The 16941-nt window shown below is 61.3% G+C and carries 23 protein-coding genes; 18 read left to right on the plus strand and 5 right to left on the minus strand.

What is annotated here, in order from left to right:
• The 11 genes from DNK10_RS25965 to DNK10_RS00055 form a co-directional block, all read left to right on the plus strand.
• The coding region (locus DNK10_RS25965; protein WP_425273835.1) for a gp53-like domain-containing protein at positions 1 to 1132 on the plus strand (1132 nt) is incomplete at its 5' end.
• A gap of 2 nt (positions 1133 to 1134) precedes the next feature.
• Positions 1135 to 1737 carry a tail fiber assembly protein gene (locus DNK10_RS00010; RefSeq protein WP_131190176.1) on the plus strand — a complete coding sequence of 201 codons (603 nt, stop codon included), beginning with the start codon at positions 1135 to 1137 and terminating at the stop codon, positions 1735 to 1737.
• 147 nt (positions 1738 to 1884) lie between these two features.
• Positions 1885 to 3075 carry a phage tail sheath protein gene (locus DNK10_RS00015; protein WP_131190177.1) on the plus strand — a complete coding sequence of 397 codons (1191 nt, stop codon included), beginning with the start codon at positions 1885 to 1887 and terminating at the stop codon, positions 3073 to 3075.
• 55 nt (positions 3076 to 3130) lie between these two features.
• Positions 3131 to 3646, plus strand: a complete 516-nt coding sequence (locus DNK10_RS00020; protein WP_131190178.1) for a phage major tail tube protein — start codon at positions 3131 to 3133, stop codon at positions 3644 to 3646.
• A 60-nt stretch (positions 3647 to 3706) separates the two neighbouring features.
• Positions 3707 to 4072, plus strand: coding sequence for a phage tail assembly protein (locus DNK10_RS00025; RefSeq protein WP_131190179.1), 366 nt, complete (start codon positions 3707 to 3709; stop codon positions 4070 to 4072).
• A gap of 8 nt (positions 4073 to 4080) precedes the next feature.
• Positions 4081 to 4203, plus strand: a complete 123-nt coding sequence (locus DNK10_RS00030) for a GpE family phage tail protein (protein ID WP_131190180.1) — start codon at positions 4081 to 4083, stop codon at positions 4201 to 4203.
• A complete protein-coding gene (locus DNK10_RS00035; protein ID WP_131190181.1) occupies positions 4190 to 6850 on the plus strand; it encodes a phage tail tape measure protein in 2661 nt (886 codons plus the stop codon). Before DNK10_RS00030 ends, DNK10_RS00035 begins: the two co-directional genes overlap by 14 nt.
• Positions 6851 to 6856: 6 nt before the next feature.
• Positions 6857 to 7297: a phage tail protein gene (locus DNK10_RS00040; RefSeq protein ID WP_131190182.1), complete on the plus strand. Its 441-nt coding sequence runs from the start codon at positions 6857 to 6859 to the stop codon at positions 7295 to 7297.
• On the plus strand, positions 7294 to 8556 hold the full coding sequence (locus DNK10_RS00045) for a phage late control D family protein (protein ID WP_131190183.1): 1263 nt from the start codon (positions 7294 to 7296) through the stop codon (positions 8554 to 8556). The genes DNK10_RS00040 and DNK10_RS00045 overlap by 4 nt, the downstream gene beginning before the upstream one ends.
• A 58-nt stretch (positions 8557 to 8614) precedes the next feature.
• A complete protein-coding gene (locus DNK10_RS00050; RefSeq protein ID WP_131190184.1) occupies positions 8615 to 8869 on the plus strand; it encodes a type II toxin-antitoxin system RelE family toxin in 255 nt (84 codons plus the stop codon).
• The gene (locus DNK10_RS00055) at positions 8853 to 9179 is read left to right on the plus strand and encodes a helix-turn-helix domain-containing protein (protein WP_131190185.1); all 327 of its coding nucleotides are present in this window, start codon (positions 8853 to 8855) and stop codon (positions 9177 to 9179) included. The genes DNK10_RS00050 and DNK10_RS00055 overlap by 17 nt, the downstream gene beginning before the upstream one ends.
• Before the next feature lie 30 nt (positions 9180 to 9209).
• Here DNK10_RS00055 and DNK10_RS00060 read toward each other — a convergent pair whose 3' ends face one another.
• The 5 genes from DNK10_RS00060 to DNK10_RS00080 form a co-directional block, all read right to left on the minus strand.
• Positions 9210 to 9392 (minus strand): hypothetical protein, encoded by a 183-nt coding sequence (locus tag DNK10_RS00060; RefSeq protein WP_131190186.1) that lies wholly within the window; start codon positions 9390 to 9392, stop codon positions 9210 to 9212.
• Between the two features lie 74 nt (positions 9393 to 9466).
• A complete protein-coding gene (locus DNK10_RS00065; protein ID WP_131190187.1) occupies positions 9467 to 9958 on the minus strand; it encodes a hypothetical protein in 492 nt (163 codons plus the stop codon).
• 79 nt (positions 9959 to 10037) lie between these two features.
• Positions 10038 to 11261 (minus strand): hypothetical protein, encoded by a 1224-nt coding sequence (locus DNK10_RS00070; RefSeq protein WP_131190188.1) that lies wholly within the window; start codon positions 11259 to 11261, stop codon positions 10038 to 10040.
• Between the two features lie 143 nt (positions 11262 to 11404).
• Positions 11405 to 11869, minus strand: coding sequence for a BRCT domain-containing protein (locus DNK10_RS00075; protein WP_131190189.1), 465 nt, complete (start codon positions 11867 to 11869; stop codon positions 11405 to 11407).
• A 22-nt stretch (positions 11870 to 11891) separates the two neighbouring features.
• Complete coding sequence (locus DNK10_RS00080) at positions 11892 to 12233, minus strand: helix-turn-helix domain-containing protein (RefSeq protein ID WP_131190190.1); 342 nt, start codon at positions 12231 to 12233, stop codon at positions 11892 to 11894.
• Positions 12234 to 12319: 86 nt separating this feature from the next.
• Here DNK10_RS00080 and DNK10_RS00085 point away from each other — a divergent pair, with 86 nt between their 5' ends.
• The 7 genes from DNK10_RS00085 (at position 12320) to DNK10_RS00115 (ending at position 16936) form a co-directional block, all read left to right on the plus strand.
• Positions 12320 to 12532: a DNA-binding protein gene (locus DNK10_RS00085; protein ID WP_131190191.1), complete on the plus strand. Its 213-nt coding sequence runs from the start codon at positions 12320 to 12322 to the stop codon at positions 12530 to 12532.
• Entirely contained in the window at positions 12532 to 13032 is a 501-nt protein-coding gene (locus tag DNK10_RS00090) for a YmfL family putative regulatory protein (protein WP_208738769.1), read from the plus strand. The genes DNK10_RS00085 and DNK10_RS00090 overlap by 1 nt, the downstream gene beginning before the upstream one ends.
• A gap of 109 nt (positions 13033 to 13141) precedes the next feature.
• Entirely contained in the window at positions 13142 to 13435 is a 294-nt protein-coding gene (locus DNK10_RS00095; protein WP_131190192.1) for an ogr/Delta-like zinc finger family protein, read from the plus strand.
• Positions 13432 to 13647: a hypothetical protein gene (locus tag DNK10_RS00100; RefSeq protein WP_131190193.1), complete on the plus strand. Its 216-nt coding sequence runs from the start codon at positions 13432 to 13434 to the stop codon at positions 13645 to 13647. Before DNK10_RS00095 ends, DNK10_RS00100 begins: the two co-directional genes overlap by 4 nt.
• 57 nt (positions 13648 to 13704) lie before the next feature.
• Positions 13705 to 13938: a hypothetical protein gene (locus DNK10_RS00105; RefSeq protein ID WP_131190194.1), complete on the plus strand. Its 234-nt coding sequence runs from the start codon at positions 13705 to 13707 to the stop codon at positions 13936 to 13938.
• Between the two features lie 11 nt (positions 13939 to 13949).
• Entirely contained in the window at positions 13950 to 14201 is a 252-nt protein-coding gene (locus DNK10_RS00110) for a hypothetical protein (protein ID WP_131190195.1), read from the plus strand.
• Between the two features lie 5 nt (positions 14202 to 14206).
• A complete protein-coding gene (locus DNK10_RS00115; protein WP_131190196.1) occupies positions 14207 to 16936 on the plus strand; it encodes a toprim domain-containing protein in 2730 nt (909 codons plus the stop codon).
• The last annotated feature ends 5 nt before the right edge of the window (positions 16937 to 16941 follow it).

The raw sequence follows: 16941 nt of genomic DNA on the forward strand, positions 1-16941 counted from the left end.
CACCGGTAATGCGGCTACCGCCACCAAGCTGGTAACACCTCGTACCATCAACGGCGTCGCCTTCGACGGCAGCGCGAATATCACCATCGCGGATGGCACCAAAGAACCGAGCTATGCAGCGGGCACCGCGGCCCAATACTGGCGGGGCAACAAAACCTGGCGCGATTTCGCCACCGACGTTCGTGCCGCCGTGCTCACCGGGCTCAGCACAGCAACCGCGACAGCCGTTGCCGCCACGGACACAGTATTGGCAGCCCTCGGCAAGCTGCAGGCGCAGGTCACTGGCTTGTCCACCAGCAAGCTGAACGCCAATGCCAACGCCGTATCCGCCACCAAGCTACAGACGGCCCGTACTATCGGCGGCGTCGCCTTCGACGGCACCGCCAACATCAACCTGCCCGGCGTGAACGCGGCGGGTAATCAGAGCACCACCGGTAATGCGGCTACCGCCACCAAGCTGGTAACACCTCGTACCATCAACGGCGTCGCCTTCGACGGCAGCGCGAATATCACCATCGCGGATGGCACCAAAGAACCGAGCTATGCAGCGGGCACCACGGCCCAGTACCGCCGTGGCGACAAAACCTGGCGCGATTTCGCCACCGACGTTCGTGCCGCCGTGCTCACCGGGCTCAGCACAGCGACTGCGACAGCCGTTGCCGCTGCTGACACGGTGCTAGTTGCTATCGGCAAGTTGCAGGCACAAGTCGCCACCAAAGCCAACCTGGCCAGCCCGGCGTTCACCGGCACCCCCACAGTTCCGACTGCAGCAGTTGCAGCCAACAATACCCAGTCGGCCAACACTGCATGGGTCAAAGCCCGTATTGCCGAACTGCCGGCGTCCCCCAAAAACACCTGGGGCATTGTCGGCACAAGCGCCTGGTGGAAATGTGGAGACACGGGGGTCATCCGCCAGTTCGGCCTGGTTACAGAAGCCGCCGGCCCAACGGACTACCGCTCGTTTCCAATTGCATTTCCGAATGCCTGCCTGTCCTTGAATGCCACCCGCACAAGCGGCTGGAACACTGCGTCTGAGGGCACGTGCTCGCTGCTGGTCAGCAACTCGCAGTTCACCGTCCTTTCCGGCATATACAACGGAAACCAAATTTTCTGGGAGGCCACAGGCTACTGACCATGACAATCCTATTCAGTGCATCCACCACTGGTTTCTACGACACCCGCGTGCACGGCGAACGCACCCTGCTCATCGTCGACCCCAACTGGGTACCACCGCTCATCAGCGTCCTCCTGCAGCCCGGCGAATCCTTGCCCGATGGCTCATTCATCAATGAGACGGGTGAACCCATCAGCGTCGACGTGCCAGACGCAACCGCCACGCCGGCAATGCTAGAGGTGCCAAACGAGGCCTGCCTGCTCCCTGCAGACGCAGTCGAGATATCCGCTGAGCTCTACGCCGAGCAGTTCGCCGGTAATGCCACAGGCCAGCTGATCGTTGCAGACGCCAACGGCCGCCCCACCCTGGTAGATCCACCACCCCCGTCCACCGAACAGCTCGCCGCCAGCGTGCTCGCGAAACGCAGCAACCTGCTGCAGGGCGCCACCCAGGCCATTGCCCCATTGCAAGACGCCGTAGACCTGGGCGAATCCACCGCCGAGGAAGACGCCGCCCTCACCGCCTGGAAACGCTACCGCGTCGCCCTCAACCGCATCGAGCAGCAGCCAGGCTACCCGCACACCATCGAATGGCCCGCCAGCCCAACCGACACCACAACCTGACTTGCCCTGGGGAGGGATTGCCCTGCTTCGGCGGGGCTTTTTTATGCCTGCGCGTTGTAGCCACCGGCCCTACAACCCCCGCCGCTCGCACCGTTGCCGCGCGCGCGTCAGTCTCAGCACTGTCATTTCCCAACGCAGGCATCCACCATGGCCGATGAATTCCTACACGGCGTCCGAGTCCTCGAAATCAACGAAGGCACTCGCCCGATTCGCACCGTCTCCACCGCCGTCGTCGGCCTGGTCTGCACCGCAGAAGATGCCGACCCCGAAGCATTCCCGCTCGACACGCCCGTGCTGCTCACTAACGTGCAAGCCGCCATTGGCAATGCCGGTACCACCGGCACCCTGGCAGCCAGCCTGCAGGCCATCGCCGACCAGACCAAACCCGTCACCGTCGTGGTGCGTGTAGCCGAGGGCACCGGCGAAACCGATGAAGAAAAGGAAGCGGCCACCGTCTCCAACCTCATCGGCACCACCAACGCCGAAGGCAAATACACCGGCATGAAAGCCCTGCTGGCTGCCAAGGCAAAACTGGGCGTCACCCCGCGTATTCTCGGCGTGCCAGGCCTCGACAGCCTGCCCGTGGCCACCGCCCTGGTCAGCATCGCCAAGGATCTGCGAGCGTTTGCCTACGTCAGCGCCTGGGGCTGCAAATCCGTGTCCGAAGCCATCGCCTACCGCGACGGGTTCGGCGCCCGCGAAGTCATGGTCATCTGGCCGTCGTTCGAACGCTGGAGCACCACCGAAAACAAAACCGTGGTTGCCCCGGCCGTCGCCATCGCCCTCGGCCTGCGCGCCAAGCTCGACCAGGAACAGGGCTGGCACAAAACCCTCTCCAACGTCGCCGTCGACGGCGTAACCGGCATTTCGGCGGACGTGTTCTGGGATCTGCAAAACCCCGCCACCGACGCCAACCTGCTCAACGCCTCTGAGGTCACCACCCTCATCAACCACAGCGGCTACCGCTTCTGGGGCTCACGCACCTGCAGCGAAGATCCGCTGTTCGCCTTCGAGAACTACACCCGCACCGCCCAGGTGCTGGCCGACACCATGGCCGAGGGGCATTTCTGGGCGGTAGACAAGCCCCTGCACCCGTCCCTGGTGCGCGACATCATCGAAGGCATCAACGCCAAGTTCCGCGAGCTCAAAGCCGGTGGCTACATCATCGACGGCCAGTGCTGGTACGACCCCGAAGCCAACGACAAAGACACCCTCAAGGCCGGCAAGTTGTTCATCGACTACGACTACACCCCCGTGCCGCCGCTCGAGGATCTGACCCTGCGTCAGCGCATCACAGACCGCTACCTGGCCGACTTCGCCAGCCGCATCAACGCCTGACACCCGGCGCCCCTCACCCGAGGGGCAAGCCCACCGAACATAGGAGCGCGCCGACATGGCAATGCCTCGCAAACTGAAACAGATGAACCTCTTCAACGACGGCAACAGCTACCAGGGGCAGTGCGGCACCGTCACCCTGCCCAAGCTCACCCGCAAGCTTGAAGCCTGGCGCGGTGGCGGCATGGACGGCTCCGTAAAGGTCGACCTCGGCATGGGCGACGACGGCATCCAGATCGAATGGACCATCGGTGGCTATGACCTGATCGCCATTCGCCAATACGGCATCACCTCGGCCAGTGGCGTGCCGCTGCGCTGGGCCGGCGCCGCCCAGCGCGACGACACCGGCGAAGTCATGGCCATCGAAGTCGTTGTGCGCGGCCGTCACGAAGAAATCGACTTCGGCGAAGCCGCACCAGGTGAAGACACCGAGCAGAAGGTCGTCACCACCTGCAGCTACTACAAGCTGGTGGTCAACGGCCGCGAGGAGCTGGAAATCGACCTGCTCAACATGATCTTCCGCGTCGACGGCATTGATCGCTACGAAGAAATGCGCCGCGCCATCGGCCTGTAAACAATCCGCACACATCCCGCCGGTTCGCCGGCGGCACTTCCCCAGCAAAGGAGCAACCCCATGGCTACCCCCGAGAAAACCCCGACACCGAAAATTAGCGAAGCCGAAGCCGCACCAGCCAAAAATCCGAACGAAGAAATCGTCGAGCTCGATACCCCCATCGTCCGCGGCGAAACCACCATCACCACCGTCACCCTGCGCAAGCCCATGGCTGGCGAGCTGCGCGGTGTAGCCCTGGCCGACTTGGCCCAGGTCGACGTATTGGCCCTGCGCAAGGTGCTGCCACGCATCACCACCCCCGCGCTCACCGACCACGAAATCGGTCGGCTGGATCCGGCAGACCTGCTCGATCTGGGCGTCAAGGTGGCCAATTTTTTGTTGAAGAAAGCACAGCGGGCGGAGATCAACGCATCCCTCACCGCGTAGAAGACGCCATGGCCGACCTGGCCAGCGTCTTCCACTGGGCGCCCCAGGACATGGACGCCCTCACCGTTACAGAACTGATGGAATGGCGCGAACGCGCCCGCGCACGGAGTCAGGCGGATGGCCGCAAATAAGTTACAGCTCACCGTCCTGCTCTCCGCGCTCGATCGCGTCACCGCCCCGCTGAAAAAGATCCAGGGCGGCAGCATCGGCGCCGCCCGCGCACTGAAAGAAACCCGCGACCGCCTCAAAGAGCTCAACAGCCAGCAGAAGGACATCAGCGCCTGGCGCACCCAGCGCGCCGCTGCCAAACAAACCGAAGATGCCCTGCAGGCCAACCGCGAGCGCCTCAAATCGCTGTCCGCCCAGTTGGCTGCCACCTCGAACCCAACCCGTGCGCTAACCCGCGATTTTCAGCGCGCCGCACGCGAGGGCACGTTCCTCAAGAACAAACTCGGCGAACAGCAGCAACAGCTCCATGGCTTACGCGGCCAGCTCAATGCCGCCGGCATCAGCACCCGTAACCTCAGCAGCGGCGAACAGGCCCTGCGCTCGAAAATCACCGCCACCAATGCCGCCCTGCAGCAGCAAGAGGCCCGCCTCAAGCGCATCACCGCGCAGCAGCAACGCCTGGCCGGCGCAAAACAGGCCTACGGGCGCACACAGCAGTTATCCGCGAGCATGGCCGGCAGCGGTGCCGGCTCCCTGGCCATGGGGTATGGCCTTGGCCGCCCGCTGATGGCCACCCTCGGCAACGGCGTCGAGTTCGACACCACCATGGCCCGCGTGCAAGCCCTCACGCGCCTCGACAAGGGCTCAGCCGAGCTCGACATGCTGCGCAAACAGGCCCGCGACCTCGGCGCCACCACCCTGTTCACCAGCAGCCAGGTTGCCGAAGGTCAAGCCTTCCTGGGCATGGCTGGCTTCGACCCGCAGAAGATCAAGGCCGCCATGCCCGGCATTCTCGACATGGCCAAGGCCGGCAATATGGATCTGGGCGAAACCGCCGATATCGGTTCCAACATCCTTACAGGCATGAACTTGCAGGCCGATCAGATGGCCCGCGTCGCCGACGTCATCACAGCCGCGTTCACACGCTCCAACACCAGCATCAGCACGCTGGGCGAAACCATGAAATATGCCGCCCCTGGGGCCGCTCAATTCGGTATATCCCTCGAAACCACCGCAGCCATGGCCGCCAAACTCGGCGACGCCGGTATTCAGGGCTCCATGGGCGGTACCAGCATCCGCCGCATCCTGGGACGTTTGGCAGCACCCAACAAGGCCGCCCGCGAAGCATTGAAAAAGCTGGGCGCCGATGATGAAGAGCTGGCCGAACTCGGCGCCGCCAGTAAGGCGGTTAAGTCACTCGGCATCAACGTAACGGATGCCGCCGGCAACATGAGAGACGTGCCGTCCATTCTTAAAGAGATCTACGACCGCAGTCGCAATATGGGCGATATCGAGCGCGGCAGCCTCTGGAAAGCCATCGCCGGTGAAACCGGCTCCAACGCCATGGGTATCCTCGTCGACCAGGCCGGCACCGGTAACCTGCAGGAACTGATCGCCACGCTCCAGGCCAGCCAGGGCGAAGCCGCCAAGGTGGCCAGCACCATGGCCGACAACTTCTCGGGTGACTGGGATCAGCTCAAATCCGCATGGGCGGATCTGGGCATCGAGCTGTTCGAAGGCCAGAACAGCATGCTGCGCGAACTCGCCCAGAACATCACCGGCGTCATCCGCTCCATCGGCGGCTGGATCCGCGAAAACCCCAAGCTGGCCGGCCAGATCGTCAAAACCCTCGGCGGCATCGCCGCACTGGTTACGGTAATGGGCGGCCTCACCCTCGCTATGGCCAGCATCCTCGGCCCCATCGCCATGGTGCGCTACGCCTTCACCCTGTTCGGTATCAAAAGCCTGGGCATGCTCACGGCGTTCAAGGCCCTCGGTTCCGGCCTGCTCTGGCTCGGCAAGGCCGTGTTACCCATCGTAGGCCAAGCCCTGCTTTGGCTCGGCCGTCTGGCCATGGCCAACCCCATCGGCCTGCTCATCACCGTGCTCGCCGGTGGCGCCTACCTCATCTACAAAAACTGGGACGCCGTGAAGGGCTACTTCGGCAACCTCTGGGCTGAAATCACCACTGCATTCAGCGGCGGTATCGGCGGCGTTGCCGCCCTGTTGCTCAACTGGTCACCCATTGGCCTGTTCTACAAAGCCTTTGCCAGCGTACTGAGCTACTTCGGCATCGAGCTGCCCGGCAAATTCTCCGAGTTCGGCGGCATGCTCATCGACGGCCTTGTGGGCGGCATAACTGCCGGCCTGGGCAAGATCAAAGCCGCCATCACCGGCGCCGGCGGTGCAGCCATCGGCTGGTTTAAAGAGAAACTCGGCATCCACTCGCCGTCGCGGGTATTCGCCCAGTTGGGCGGCTTCACCATGGCCGGTCTCGGCCAAGGCCTGGCAGCGGGCGAAGGCAGCGTGCTCAAGCAAGTGGCCAGCACCGCCAAGCAACTCACCGCCGCCGGCGCCGCCACCCTGGGCATCGGCTTCGGCACACCCGCCATGGCCGATATGCAGCCCCTGCAGTTCGACCGCCGCCCACCGCTCACCGCCAGCACAGGCGGCAGCACCGTCATCCAGGGCGACACCTACCACATCAAAATCGAAGCCACACCCGGTACCGACACCGCCGAGCTGGAACGCATGTTCAAGCGCCTGCTGGCCGAGCACGAACGCAACAAGGCCCAGCGCCTGCGCAGCAGCCTGCGCGATCAGGAGTAAGCAGTAATGATGATGTCCCTTGGCATGTTCGTGTTCAGCCTGCACACCCTGGCCTATCAGGAGTTCCAGCGCCAAACCAATTGGCGCCACGGCAGCACCAGCCGCATCGGCACCAACCCGGCCCGGCAGTACTTGGGCCGGGGTGACGACACCATCACCCTGCCCGGCACCCTGCTGCCCGAGCTGGCCGGCACGCCCATCAGCCTCGACGTGATTCGCCAGATGGCAGACACCGGCAAAGCCTGGCCCCTGGTCGAAGGCACAGGCCGCATCTACGGCCTCTGGGTCATCGAGAGCGTCAGCGAAACCAAGTCCTACTTCTTCTCCAACGGCGCCGCCCGCCGCATCGAATTCAGCCTGGTGCTCAAGCGCGTGGACGATGGCCGCATCGACCTGCTCGGCAGCCTCACCGGCATAGCCGGCAACATTCTCAGGAGCGTGCTGTGATAGACCACGCTCTCACCTATGCCGGCGGCATCCTGCAGAACGCAGCGGACTCATACCGCGAGGCCGCCAGCTACCCACAGCCCATCTGCCGCGTAGTCGTCGACGGCCGCGACATCACCACTGCCATCGTCCAGCGCCTCATCAGCATCAACCTCACCGACAACCGGGGGCTGGAAGCCGACACGCTGGACATTCAATTGAGCGACCACGACGGTCTGCTCGCCATCCCCCCGCGCGGCGCCGTGGTGCGCCTCTGGCTCGGCTGGAGCGACACCGGCCTCACCGACAAAGGCACCTACACCGTCGACGAAACCGAGCACAGCGGCGCGCCGGACGTGCTCAATATCCGCGCCCGTAGCGCGGATCTGCGCGCAGGCCTCAAAACCAAGCGCGAACGCAGCTGGGATGCCGCCACACTGGGCGCAATCATCACCGCCCTCGCCACCGGCAATGGCCTGCAAGCCATAGTCGCCGGCGTGCTGGCCAGCATTCCCCTGGTGCACCTGGATCAGGCGAATGAATCGGACGCCAACCTGCTCACCCGCCTCGGCGAACAGCACGACGCCATCGCCACCGTAAAGGCCGGGCGCCTGCTGTTCATGCCCACCGGTGCGAGCACAACCGCCAGCGGCCTGGCTCTGCCGCATATCACCCTGACCAGGGAAGACGGCGACCAGCACCGCTTCCTCCAGGCAGACCGCAACGCCTACACCGGCGTGCGCGCCTATTACTACGAGCTCAACAGCGCCGCCAAGAAAGAGGCCATCGCCGGCGCCGGCGACAACCTCAAGGATCTGCGCCACAGCTACACCGACCAGGCCACTGCCATCAACGCCGCCCGGGCCGAGTGGTCACGCCTGCAGCGCGGTACCGCCACCCTCAGCTACCAGCTCGCCAAAGGCCGGCCGGATCTGACTCCCGAACTCACCTACTCCCTGGTGGGCGTCAAAGCCGAGATAGACGCCATCATCTGGCTCGGCGCCAACGTGCAACACAGCTTCACGTCCGAGGCCTACACCACCAGCCTCGAGCTGGAATCCAAACTGCCGGATGAAGACATCGCCGACCTGGCCGATACCGCCGCCGACTACACCGGCGTGCTGGCCTGGTACCGCGACGAGAAAACAGGGCAGCAGAAGAAGCTCACCAAGGGCGACCAGGCCAAGCCCAAGCGGCTCACGCACCTCTATTCGAGCAAATCCAGCGCACAGCGGGCGGTGGATCGAGAGTGGGGAAGAGTTCAGCAGGCAAGCACATAAAGACTTGTTAAATGCTTATATTTATACTTATAATCACCCCATAAGCAGAGGGGCGCCAATGAACACCATCAACTGGACACGCAAAGCGGTTAAGCAGCTCGGCAAGATCGCCAAGGCCGATCAGGTCAAGGTCTACGACGCCGCCCAGGCGCTGGCCAGCATGCCCAACGTCCAGAATGTGAAGGCTCTTGTGCGCCACCAGTACGGCTATCGGCTCCGGGTCGGTAACTACCGCGTCATGTTCGACTGGGACGGCGCGGTGCGGATCGTCAATATCGAAGAGGTGAAAAAGCGCGATGAACACACCTACTAGCGTACAGATCATCAACGGCGCAGACGGCGCGCCAGCGTTCGTCGTCATTCCCTACGCCGATTACGTCGCCAACCACCCCAAGGAAGACCTGGTGCCCAATGAAGTGGTGGGCTACATGGTCAAGGAGGGCTTGACTGCTGTCGGCGCCTGGCGCCGGCACCTTGGGCTGTCCCAGGCAGAGGTGGCAGAGCGCATCGGCATCAGCCAGTCTGCCTACGCCCAGCAGGAACAGGCGGAAAAACCTCGCAAGGCCACCCGCGAGAAAATCGCCAGTGCGTTTGGCATTGCCCCGCAACTGCTCGACCTATGAAAAACCCCGACACCAGGCCGGGGTTCGTCGTTATGCTTGAGGTGTTCGCGTGGCCATGGCCTCGATCGCACGGCGCATAAACACCTGCTCGCCCTCGTCCAGTTGCCGGTAGAAACGGATCAGCATTCGCTCGGTCGGCGTCAGTGGTACTACATCAGGCTGCGCAACCCCTGCCCCAGGTTGACTACTCACAGCCTCAATTCCTTCACTCATCTGCATGCTCCATGTTGTGCAGTGGAGCTCTGGAACATAACGGCCGAGTTTCGGTATTCCACAAATCGGCAAAATTAATCGAGCCACTCGTCGCCCACCAGCGTCGCCAGGCCGGTGTCACCCTCGCAGCCCTCGCCAGGTGCCCAGCGCAGGCTCGCATCCTTGTCCAGCGGGTACAGCCGCAAATGCCTGTCCAGGCACCCGGCCATGCTCCCGGGCGCCACGGCGTCTATGCGCAGGTCAGTCCAGCTCGTCACCTGGTATAGGTACGTCTGCGCCTCCAGGTCGGAGCCATCGGTATGGTGGAAAATGCTCGCCACCGCCTCGGTACATAGCTGCTGCTCGCGGTAGCAGCGAATCTCGACAGCGGAGCGCCCTGGTGGCTGGTACCCATCCTCTGTCACCCAACCGCCCATCACCACCAGTTGATCATCCAACCGATCGACCAAACGCTCGGGTATCAGCACATTGGGTACAGGGGGCGTGTCACCGTGGGTCAGCCATAGGGTCAGGCTGGCAGTGAGTCCTGCTGTGAGCAGGCAGGCGAAAAGCGTGGTGAGAGTCATAGGAAATCCCTTCCCAAAATGAAGGCCAATAAATAAATTTGCCAGCCTTTGTCTTTCCCTCGTTAGCTCTCAAATCAGATCATTTAACTTTCAGGCTCATGTACCCGATCACAGACAACTCACACAGATACATAATCATTACCTGCATAATAAGATTATTACAGCGCAAAGTGTAATCAGAATAAGAGATCACTTGCTCAGCACCATCTCCACTTTTCCTGTATCTAATTGACTGCATATTACCAGCAAGCCTAAACCAGCGATGATGCGAAGCATTGCGCAATGAATTATCATATTCATCGACAAGAAAACTTAATTCAGGCACAAATTTTACCGCATTAAATCTCGCACCCTTATCCGTCTTTCGATACTTTTCCAATGATATATTTTCTAGCATATCGAACGAACGCCCAGCCTCAATATTTTTTAGACCGACAAACAAGTCTAAGTGAGAGCCTATAATTTCGAAAGCATTCCCATAAAACATTTTTGTAGATTGAAATGCGTTGGCCGAGGCATGCGCATCAGGCTCACATTCCAAACCAAACCTCGCATAAAAAAGCGTCTGATCAAAATCATTATAAGACTCAAAATACTCCGACATAATAGACAGGTACTCGGACACCCTATCGATACTCAGCTTTGAAAATTCAGAAAGCCAAGCGTTAGCGGCATCTTGATTCTTTTCAACTACGCTAATAGCCCATTCGAGCAAAGTAAAAAACTTGCTACGCCGTTCTTTACCAACAAATGCGCCAACGAAATTAAGTAGTGCTCCTTCATAGTTAGTAAGGGGAAAACCAGTTGACTTTGAAAACTCACACAAATGGTGCGCTGTACGCTCCGAATTACCTTTCAGATTGAACCTGGCGGCTCTGCATAAATGAATCCAGGCTCGTGCTGCACCTGGAAATCCTTCAAACAATCCACCTACCTCCTCGCGCTCTTCGGGGGGAAGCATTAGCGGGCGAAATTTTGCCTGAGAAAAGAAATTCATTGCAGGGAAATATTTATCATCGCTTACTTTGTCTTTCGGAATCAAAAAGCCAACCGCTAAATTAACTACAACACATTTTTCAGTACGGGGAATTATTTCGCATGACTCATCATGAGCGAAACTAACAAACGGAGGATTTGAGAGGTCTAAGGTGACTGAAAGTGGCTGTTCACAGTTTGGGCAAGAAAACGTATGAGCCTGAGATTTCTCGTACCCAACTTGCACTCGCAACATTATAAATTGGTCACAAGCATTGCACTTAACATATTCCCGACTTATCACTGAATCTTCCTTGTTGTAGTTCAACCAATATCTGATTCTGGGAACTAGCTATTGCTTCCTATTTCATCGCCCTGCCTACTTCCCTAAAGCCCAGGCCCCATGGCCAACGAACTACATCCGGTACAGCGATCTACTTGTCGCCGTTCACCACGTAACGTCCTATGTGCTCAGCCCGGTAGCTCACCTGTCTTGATCAGTTGCTGTAGCTCAACCTCAGACATGATGAAAGAGCCAGATGCTCGAGCACTCTCAACCTTGGTTGGGCCTGCGTTATCACCGATACACAAAACCGCCAACGCTTTACCAGCGGTCTTCATTACTCGAAAGCCATGCTCTGCGGCTGTTTGCTCAAGCAAAGCACGCTGTGCTGCCTTGAACCCGGTGAACAGAATCTGGGGTCGCTTATCGAGCTCAGCCCGTGGGGCCGGTTCAGGGGCCGGTGGAGCTAAATCAAAAAGGAGCTGGTCTGCACCTTCAATGTATTCGAGCACTCGATCCTTTCGGAACGTGCGGGGTAAGGTATCGGTCTCGCTACGCCCCTGAATGTAACGGCTGTTCTCCGTCCACCGAGTCAGCGTCCAGATAGCCTCATTTCCTTTTGCATCCTTGTAGCGAAACTCAATCGGCAGCATCCAAGCGCCCTCCCTGTAATAACTACTTCTTCACCACGTCACGCCCGGCTCTCTCGGCCAGTGCTGCAACCATCGTCCTGGTGTAACCCTGCTCACCTTCCGGTAGCAGCCGGAAGTGGTCGAGCAGATCCGCCTCAGACGCACTGATGGCGTCTGCAGCCTCCGGCGTACGCTTGCCTGTCACCACATACAGCACATCGACACCCTTCTCGGCCACAGCAGCCAGGTATGAAGCATCGGGGCTGCGCTCGCCCTTCTCGTAGTTGAACTGAGATGTCTTGGCCACGCCGGCGATGGCGGCGAAGTCAGCCTGGTTGTAACCCAAGCGGACGCGCTCTTCTCTCAGCCTCTCACCGATATTCAACGAAACGACCCCTCAAGGCATTGACACTTCAACATTCGTTGAATAATCTGAGCCTGTAATCACTCGAAATCACACGAAATAGAACTATGGCCGACACCTACGCTCCTGAGCAAGCCTGCAAAGCCGCGCGCATTCGCCTTGAGCAGCAAGGCATTACTGTCAAGTCCTTCGCCGAGCAACACGACATCAACGTCTCTACCGTCTATGCGGTTCTGAACGGCCAGAAAAAATGCCTCCGGGGTGAAGCTCACCGAGCCGCTGTGCTGCTGGGTATCAAAGCCAGCGTGGTCGCAGAGTAATGGCCACGCCCCCACGCAAAAACCAGAACCGCGCCAACCCGGTTCTAGAGACCCGCCGCCAGGTCATGAGCGCGGTAATCACCGCCTTCCCGGGCGGCCGCGAGTCCGCAGCGGCCCGCCTCGGCCTGCCGCTCAAGAAGTTGGATAACCACCTCTACGAGAACGCCGGCAGCCAACCGCTGACCGACGCCCAGGTGCACCAGCTCGAGCAACAAACCGGCACCGCCTTTCTTCCGGACTACATCTGCAACCTCTACGGCGGCGTGTTCGTCGCCATGCCCGAGCGCGGTGAGCTGGACAACCTCGAGCTCTACGCCCGCTCCCTGAGCACCACCCACAAACGCGGCCTGGTGGATCAGTTGATCGCCCAGTCCCTGGACGATGGCGTGATCGATGAAGCCGAGGTGCAAGCCATCCTCGCCGCCCACCGCAAACACATAGCCGCCCGCCATAGCGAGGTGGCCGCAGTCATCGTGCTGCACAGCAAAGCCAGCGAATAACCGCCCGATCCTGGGGAACCCAGGGCAGGCACAGGAACCGATTTAGGCGCGGGATGCGTCGCCACTTAACCGGCCCAGCCGGTGCCGCGACTAGCGGCGGGGAGACAGCTTGAGCACGTACAAACTGGTATGCCCGGCATGCCGCGGCGGCATGCGCATCCGTACCAGCGTGGGGCAAACACCGTGTTTCCGCTCCACGTATTACCAGTGCCAGAACGTGGCCTGCGGCGCCACGTTCAGCGGCTCGGTAACCATCGATTACCAGCTCAGCCCGTCCGGCCTTGAACAGCCGTTGATGGTGCTGCCCGTCGCCCCGGCGATGGAACGCATGAAAGCCCTGCGCGACAACCGCACGGCCACGGATCAGCTCGACCTGCTGGAAGCACTGGAGGCCACCGCATGAACGATCAACCCGAAGCAATCGACGCCACCGACTACCGCACCCGCATGCAACGTTGCGCCCAGGCCTACATCGAGCAGCACCAGGCCGAGCACCTGAGCGGCGACCCGCAACTGTTAGAGCGCACCTGCCTGCACCTGGTGCATGCCCTGGCCGTGCCCTTGTTCATGGCCCCGCTCTTGGCGCAGCTGGCCATGAGTCAACACCCCCGATAACCCAAATCACCCCAGCCCACCCCGGTGGGTTTGGGCAAGTTGCGCCCGGAGCACACCATGCAAGCAGAAATCGCCATACAGATCGGCCTGCCCAAGCCCATCGCCGAGGCCTGGCTAGAGCGCCTGCGCAGTGAGCTGCGCCAGGGCTTTACCCAGCATTGGTACGACGACCGCTACCGCACCGTGCCCGAGGGCCTGCGTAGCGCTCGCATCCTCGACGACCACCCGGCCCTCGCCGGCCACAAACGCACCATCGGCGCGCTGAAAGCCGCCCTCTCTGCCAACGTATAAGGGCCACCCAGATGACCGACACCACGACCGTAGACCCGCTGGCGAACTGCCGGGCACTGGCCGCCAAACCCGCTTTCTCTCTGTTCGCCCTCAACCTCAGGTTTCTCGAGGAAGACGGCCAGCACCTCGAACTGGTGACCGCCAGTGCCGCACGCCTTCAAGGCATGGCAGACGCTTACAACGAAATGTTCCTGCTCCCCAATTCGCAGACCAGGGCCATCATCGACGAGCTGTCGGCCTATGTGCGGGAGCTGCAGGCGTGAGCATCATGAAAGAAAAACTCCGCGCAGAAGTGCTGCAACGCATCACGCGGGACTACGGCCTAAAGCGCGCAGGCGCCAATTACATGCGCAAGGGCAAGTGCCCGAAGTGCAAGAAGACCACCCTCTACACCTTCCATGACTCGCCCTGGATGCTCATTTGCGGGCGCCCCGAGGCGTGCAACCACCGCGTCCACATCAAGGATGTCTACAGCGACCTGTTCAACGACTGGAGCGAGCAGGCACCGGCTACCGCCGAGGATCCAACCGCCACCGCCCGCGCCTACCTGGAATTCGCCCGTGGCTTCCGCACCGAGCTGCTGGCCGGCTGGTACACCCAGGAAAACTACTGGGACAGCAAGCTCAAGATCGGCAGCGCCACCGTGCGCTTTCCCCTGGAAAAAGGGGGCTACTGGGAGCGTCTGATCGACCGCCCCGACCGCTTCGGCAAGATGAAGGCGCGCTTCCGCCCCACCAGCGAAGGCAACCCCGGCTACAAGGGCGTGTGGTGGTGCCCGCCTTCGCTGGATCTGCAAGAGGTCAACGAACTGTGGATCGTCGAAGGCATCTTCGACGCCACCGCCCTGATGCACCACGACATCGACGCCGTGTCGATGATGTCCAGCGCGCCCTTCCCGGATCAGTCCATCAAGGCTCTGGCCGAACGGCGCCGCGCCGCAGACAAGCGCCTGCCGCGCCTGGTCTTCGCCCTGGATAACGAACCGGTGGCACGGGCCAATACCCGCCGCTGGGTCAAACAGGCCCGCGAACTGGGCTTCACCTGCAGCGCAGCGATGATCCCCCAGCGCGACAAGAAGCTGGACTGGAACGACCTGCACCAGCGCTGGCAATTCATCGAAGGCGATGCCGACCGCGCCAAGCAGCGCGAGCAGGACATCAAGAACGCCCGCCATGAAGGCGACCTGCTGCTGGCCGAATCGCCCGAGGAAAAGGGCCTGCTCATGTACGACTGGGAGCCGCGCCGCGAATTCTCCTTTTCGTTCAAGAACCGCCTCTACTGGTTCAAATTCGACATCGAAAAATACGACCGCATCCTCACTGACCTGGGAACCTCCGAGCGCGAGGAAGACCAACTGCTCAACGACCGCGAGCGCCGCGACAAAGCCATGCGCCAATGCGGCGCCGTGGTGCGCATCGCCAACTGCTACATGCAGGCCCTCTACTGGATGCGCAACGAGCAGGTGGACGAATCCTGGTACTACTTCCGTATCGATCGCCCGGAAGGCCCCAGCGTCAAGAACACCTTCACACCGTCGCAACTGGCGTCAGCCCCGGAATTCAACAAGCGCCTGATGGGCATCGACGCCGGCGCCATGTTCACCGGTACCGGCCAGCAGTTGCAGCGCTTCCTCGAGCCCCAGCTCGAACGCCTGAAAACCGTGCGCACCATCGACTGGGTCGGCTACACCCGCGAGTACTCGGCCTATGTGTTCAATGACCTGGCTGTGCAGGACGGCAAGGTCTACAAGCTCAACAAGGAAGACTTCTTCGACCTGGCCGACCTGAGCATCAAGAGCCAGACCCATTCGCCCACGCTGCAGATCAACGCAGACCTGGACGGCTATGACGAAGCCTGGTTCGAAACCTTCTGGCAATGCTTTGGCGTGCGCGGCGTGGTGGTGCTGGCCTGGTGGCTGGGCTGCCTGTTCGCCGAGCAGATCCGCTCGCTGCACAAGTCCTACCTGTTCCTGGAACTGATCGGTGAAGCCGGCTCGGGTAAGTCGACCCTGATCGAATTTTGCTGGAAGCTCTGCGGCCGCCAGGAATACGAGGGCTTCGACCCAACCAAAGCCACTCCGGCCAGCCGGGCGCGCAACTTCGCCCAGGTGGCCAACCTGCCTGTGGTGCTGATCGAATCCGAGCGAGAGCAGCAGGAAGGCGCCCCAACCAAGCACTACGACTGGGACGAACTGAAAACCGCCTACAACGGCCGCAGCGTACGCAGCACCGGCGTGAAGAACAGCGGCAACGAAACCCGCGAGCCGCCGTTCCGCGCCGGCCTGCTGGTGGCACAGAACAACGCCATCAAAGCGTCAGAGCCCATCCTGCAGCGCCTGGGGCACGTCAACCTGACCCGCGAGCACCACACCCCCAAGACCAAGCTGATGGCCGAGCAGCTCGAGCGCATGGATGTCGAGAAAATCAGCGGCTTCATCCTCAAGGCGACAACCCGCGAGGCGGACATTCTCAAGCTGGTGGACGAGCACACCAGCCCCTACGAGCAGCAGCTGCTGGCCATGCCGAACATTCGCACCGTGCGAATCGCAAAGAACCACGCGCAGCTGCTTTCCCTGGTCGACGGCCTGCAGTTGGTGGTGCCGCTGAACGACGAGCGTGCCGCGCTTGTGCGCGACGAAATTGCCGGCATGGCCGAGCAGCGCCAGCACGCCATCAACGCCGACCACCCCACCGTGCGCGAGTTCTGGGATCTGTTCGCCTACCTCAACGGCATGCTGCCCGCCGGCGGGCTCGACCCAGACGGCATGCTCAACCACGCCCGTACCCCTGGCCTGATCGCCGTGAACCTCAACGAGTTCGTGGAAGTGGCCGCCAACAAGCGCCAGCAGATCCCGCAAATGAGCGAACTCAAGCGCCTGCTGAAAACCAGCAAGTCCCCCAAGTTCATCGACTCCAACCGCGCCGTCAACTCGGCCCGCGCGCTGGATGCCTTCGACAAACCCAAAACCGTGCGCTGCTGGGTTTTCCAGCAGGCATAACCCCG

It is taken from the genome of Phytopseudomonas daroniae (genome assembly GCF_004327275.1).
Lineage (GTDB): Bacteria > Pseudomonadota > Gammaproteobacteria > Pseudomonadales > Pseudomonadaceae > Aquipseudomonas > Aquipseudomonas daroniae.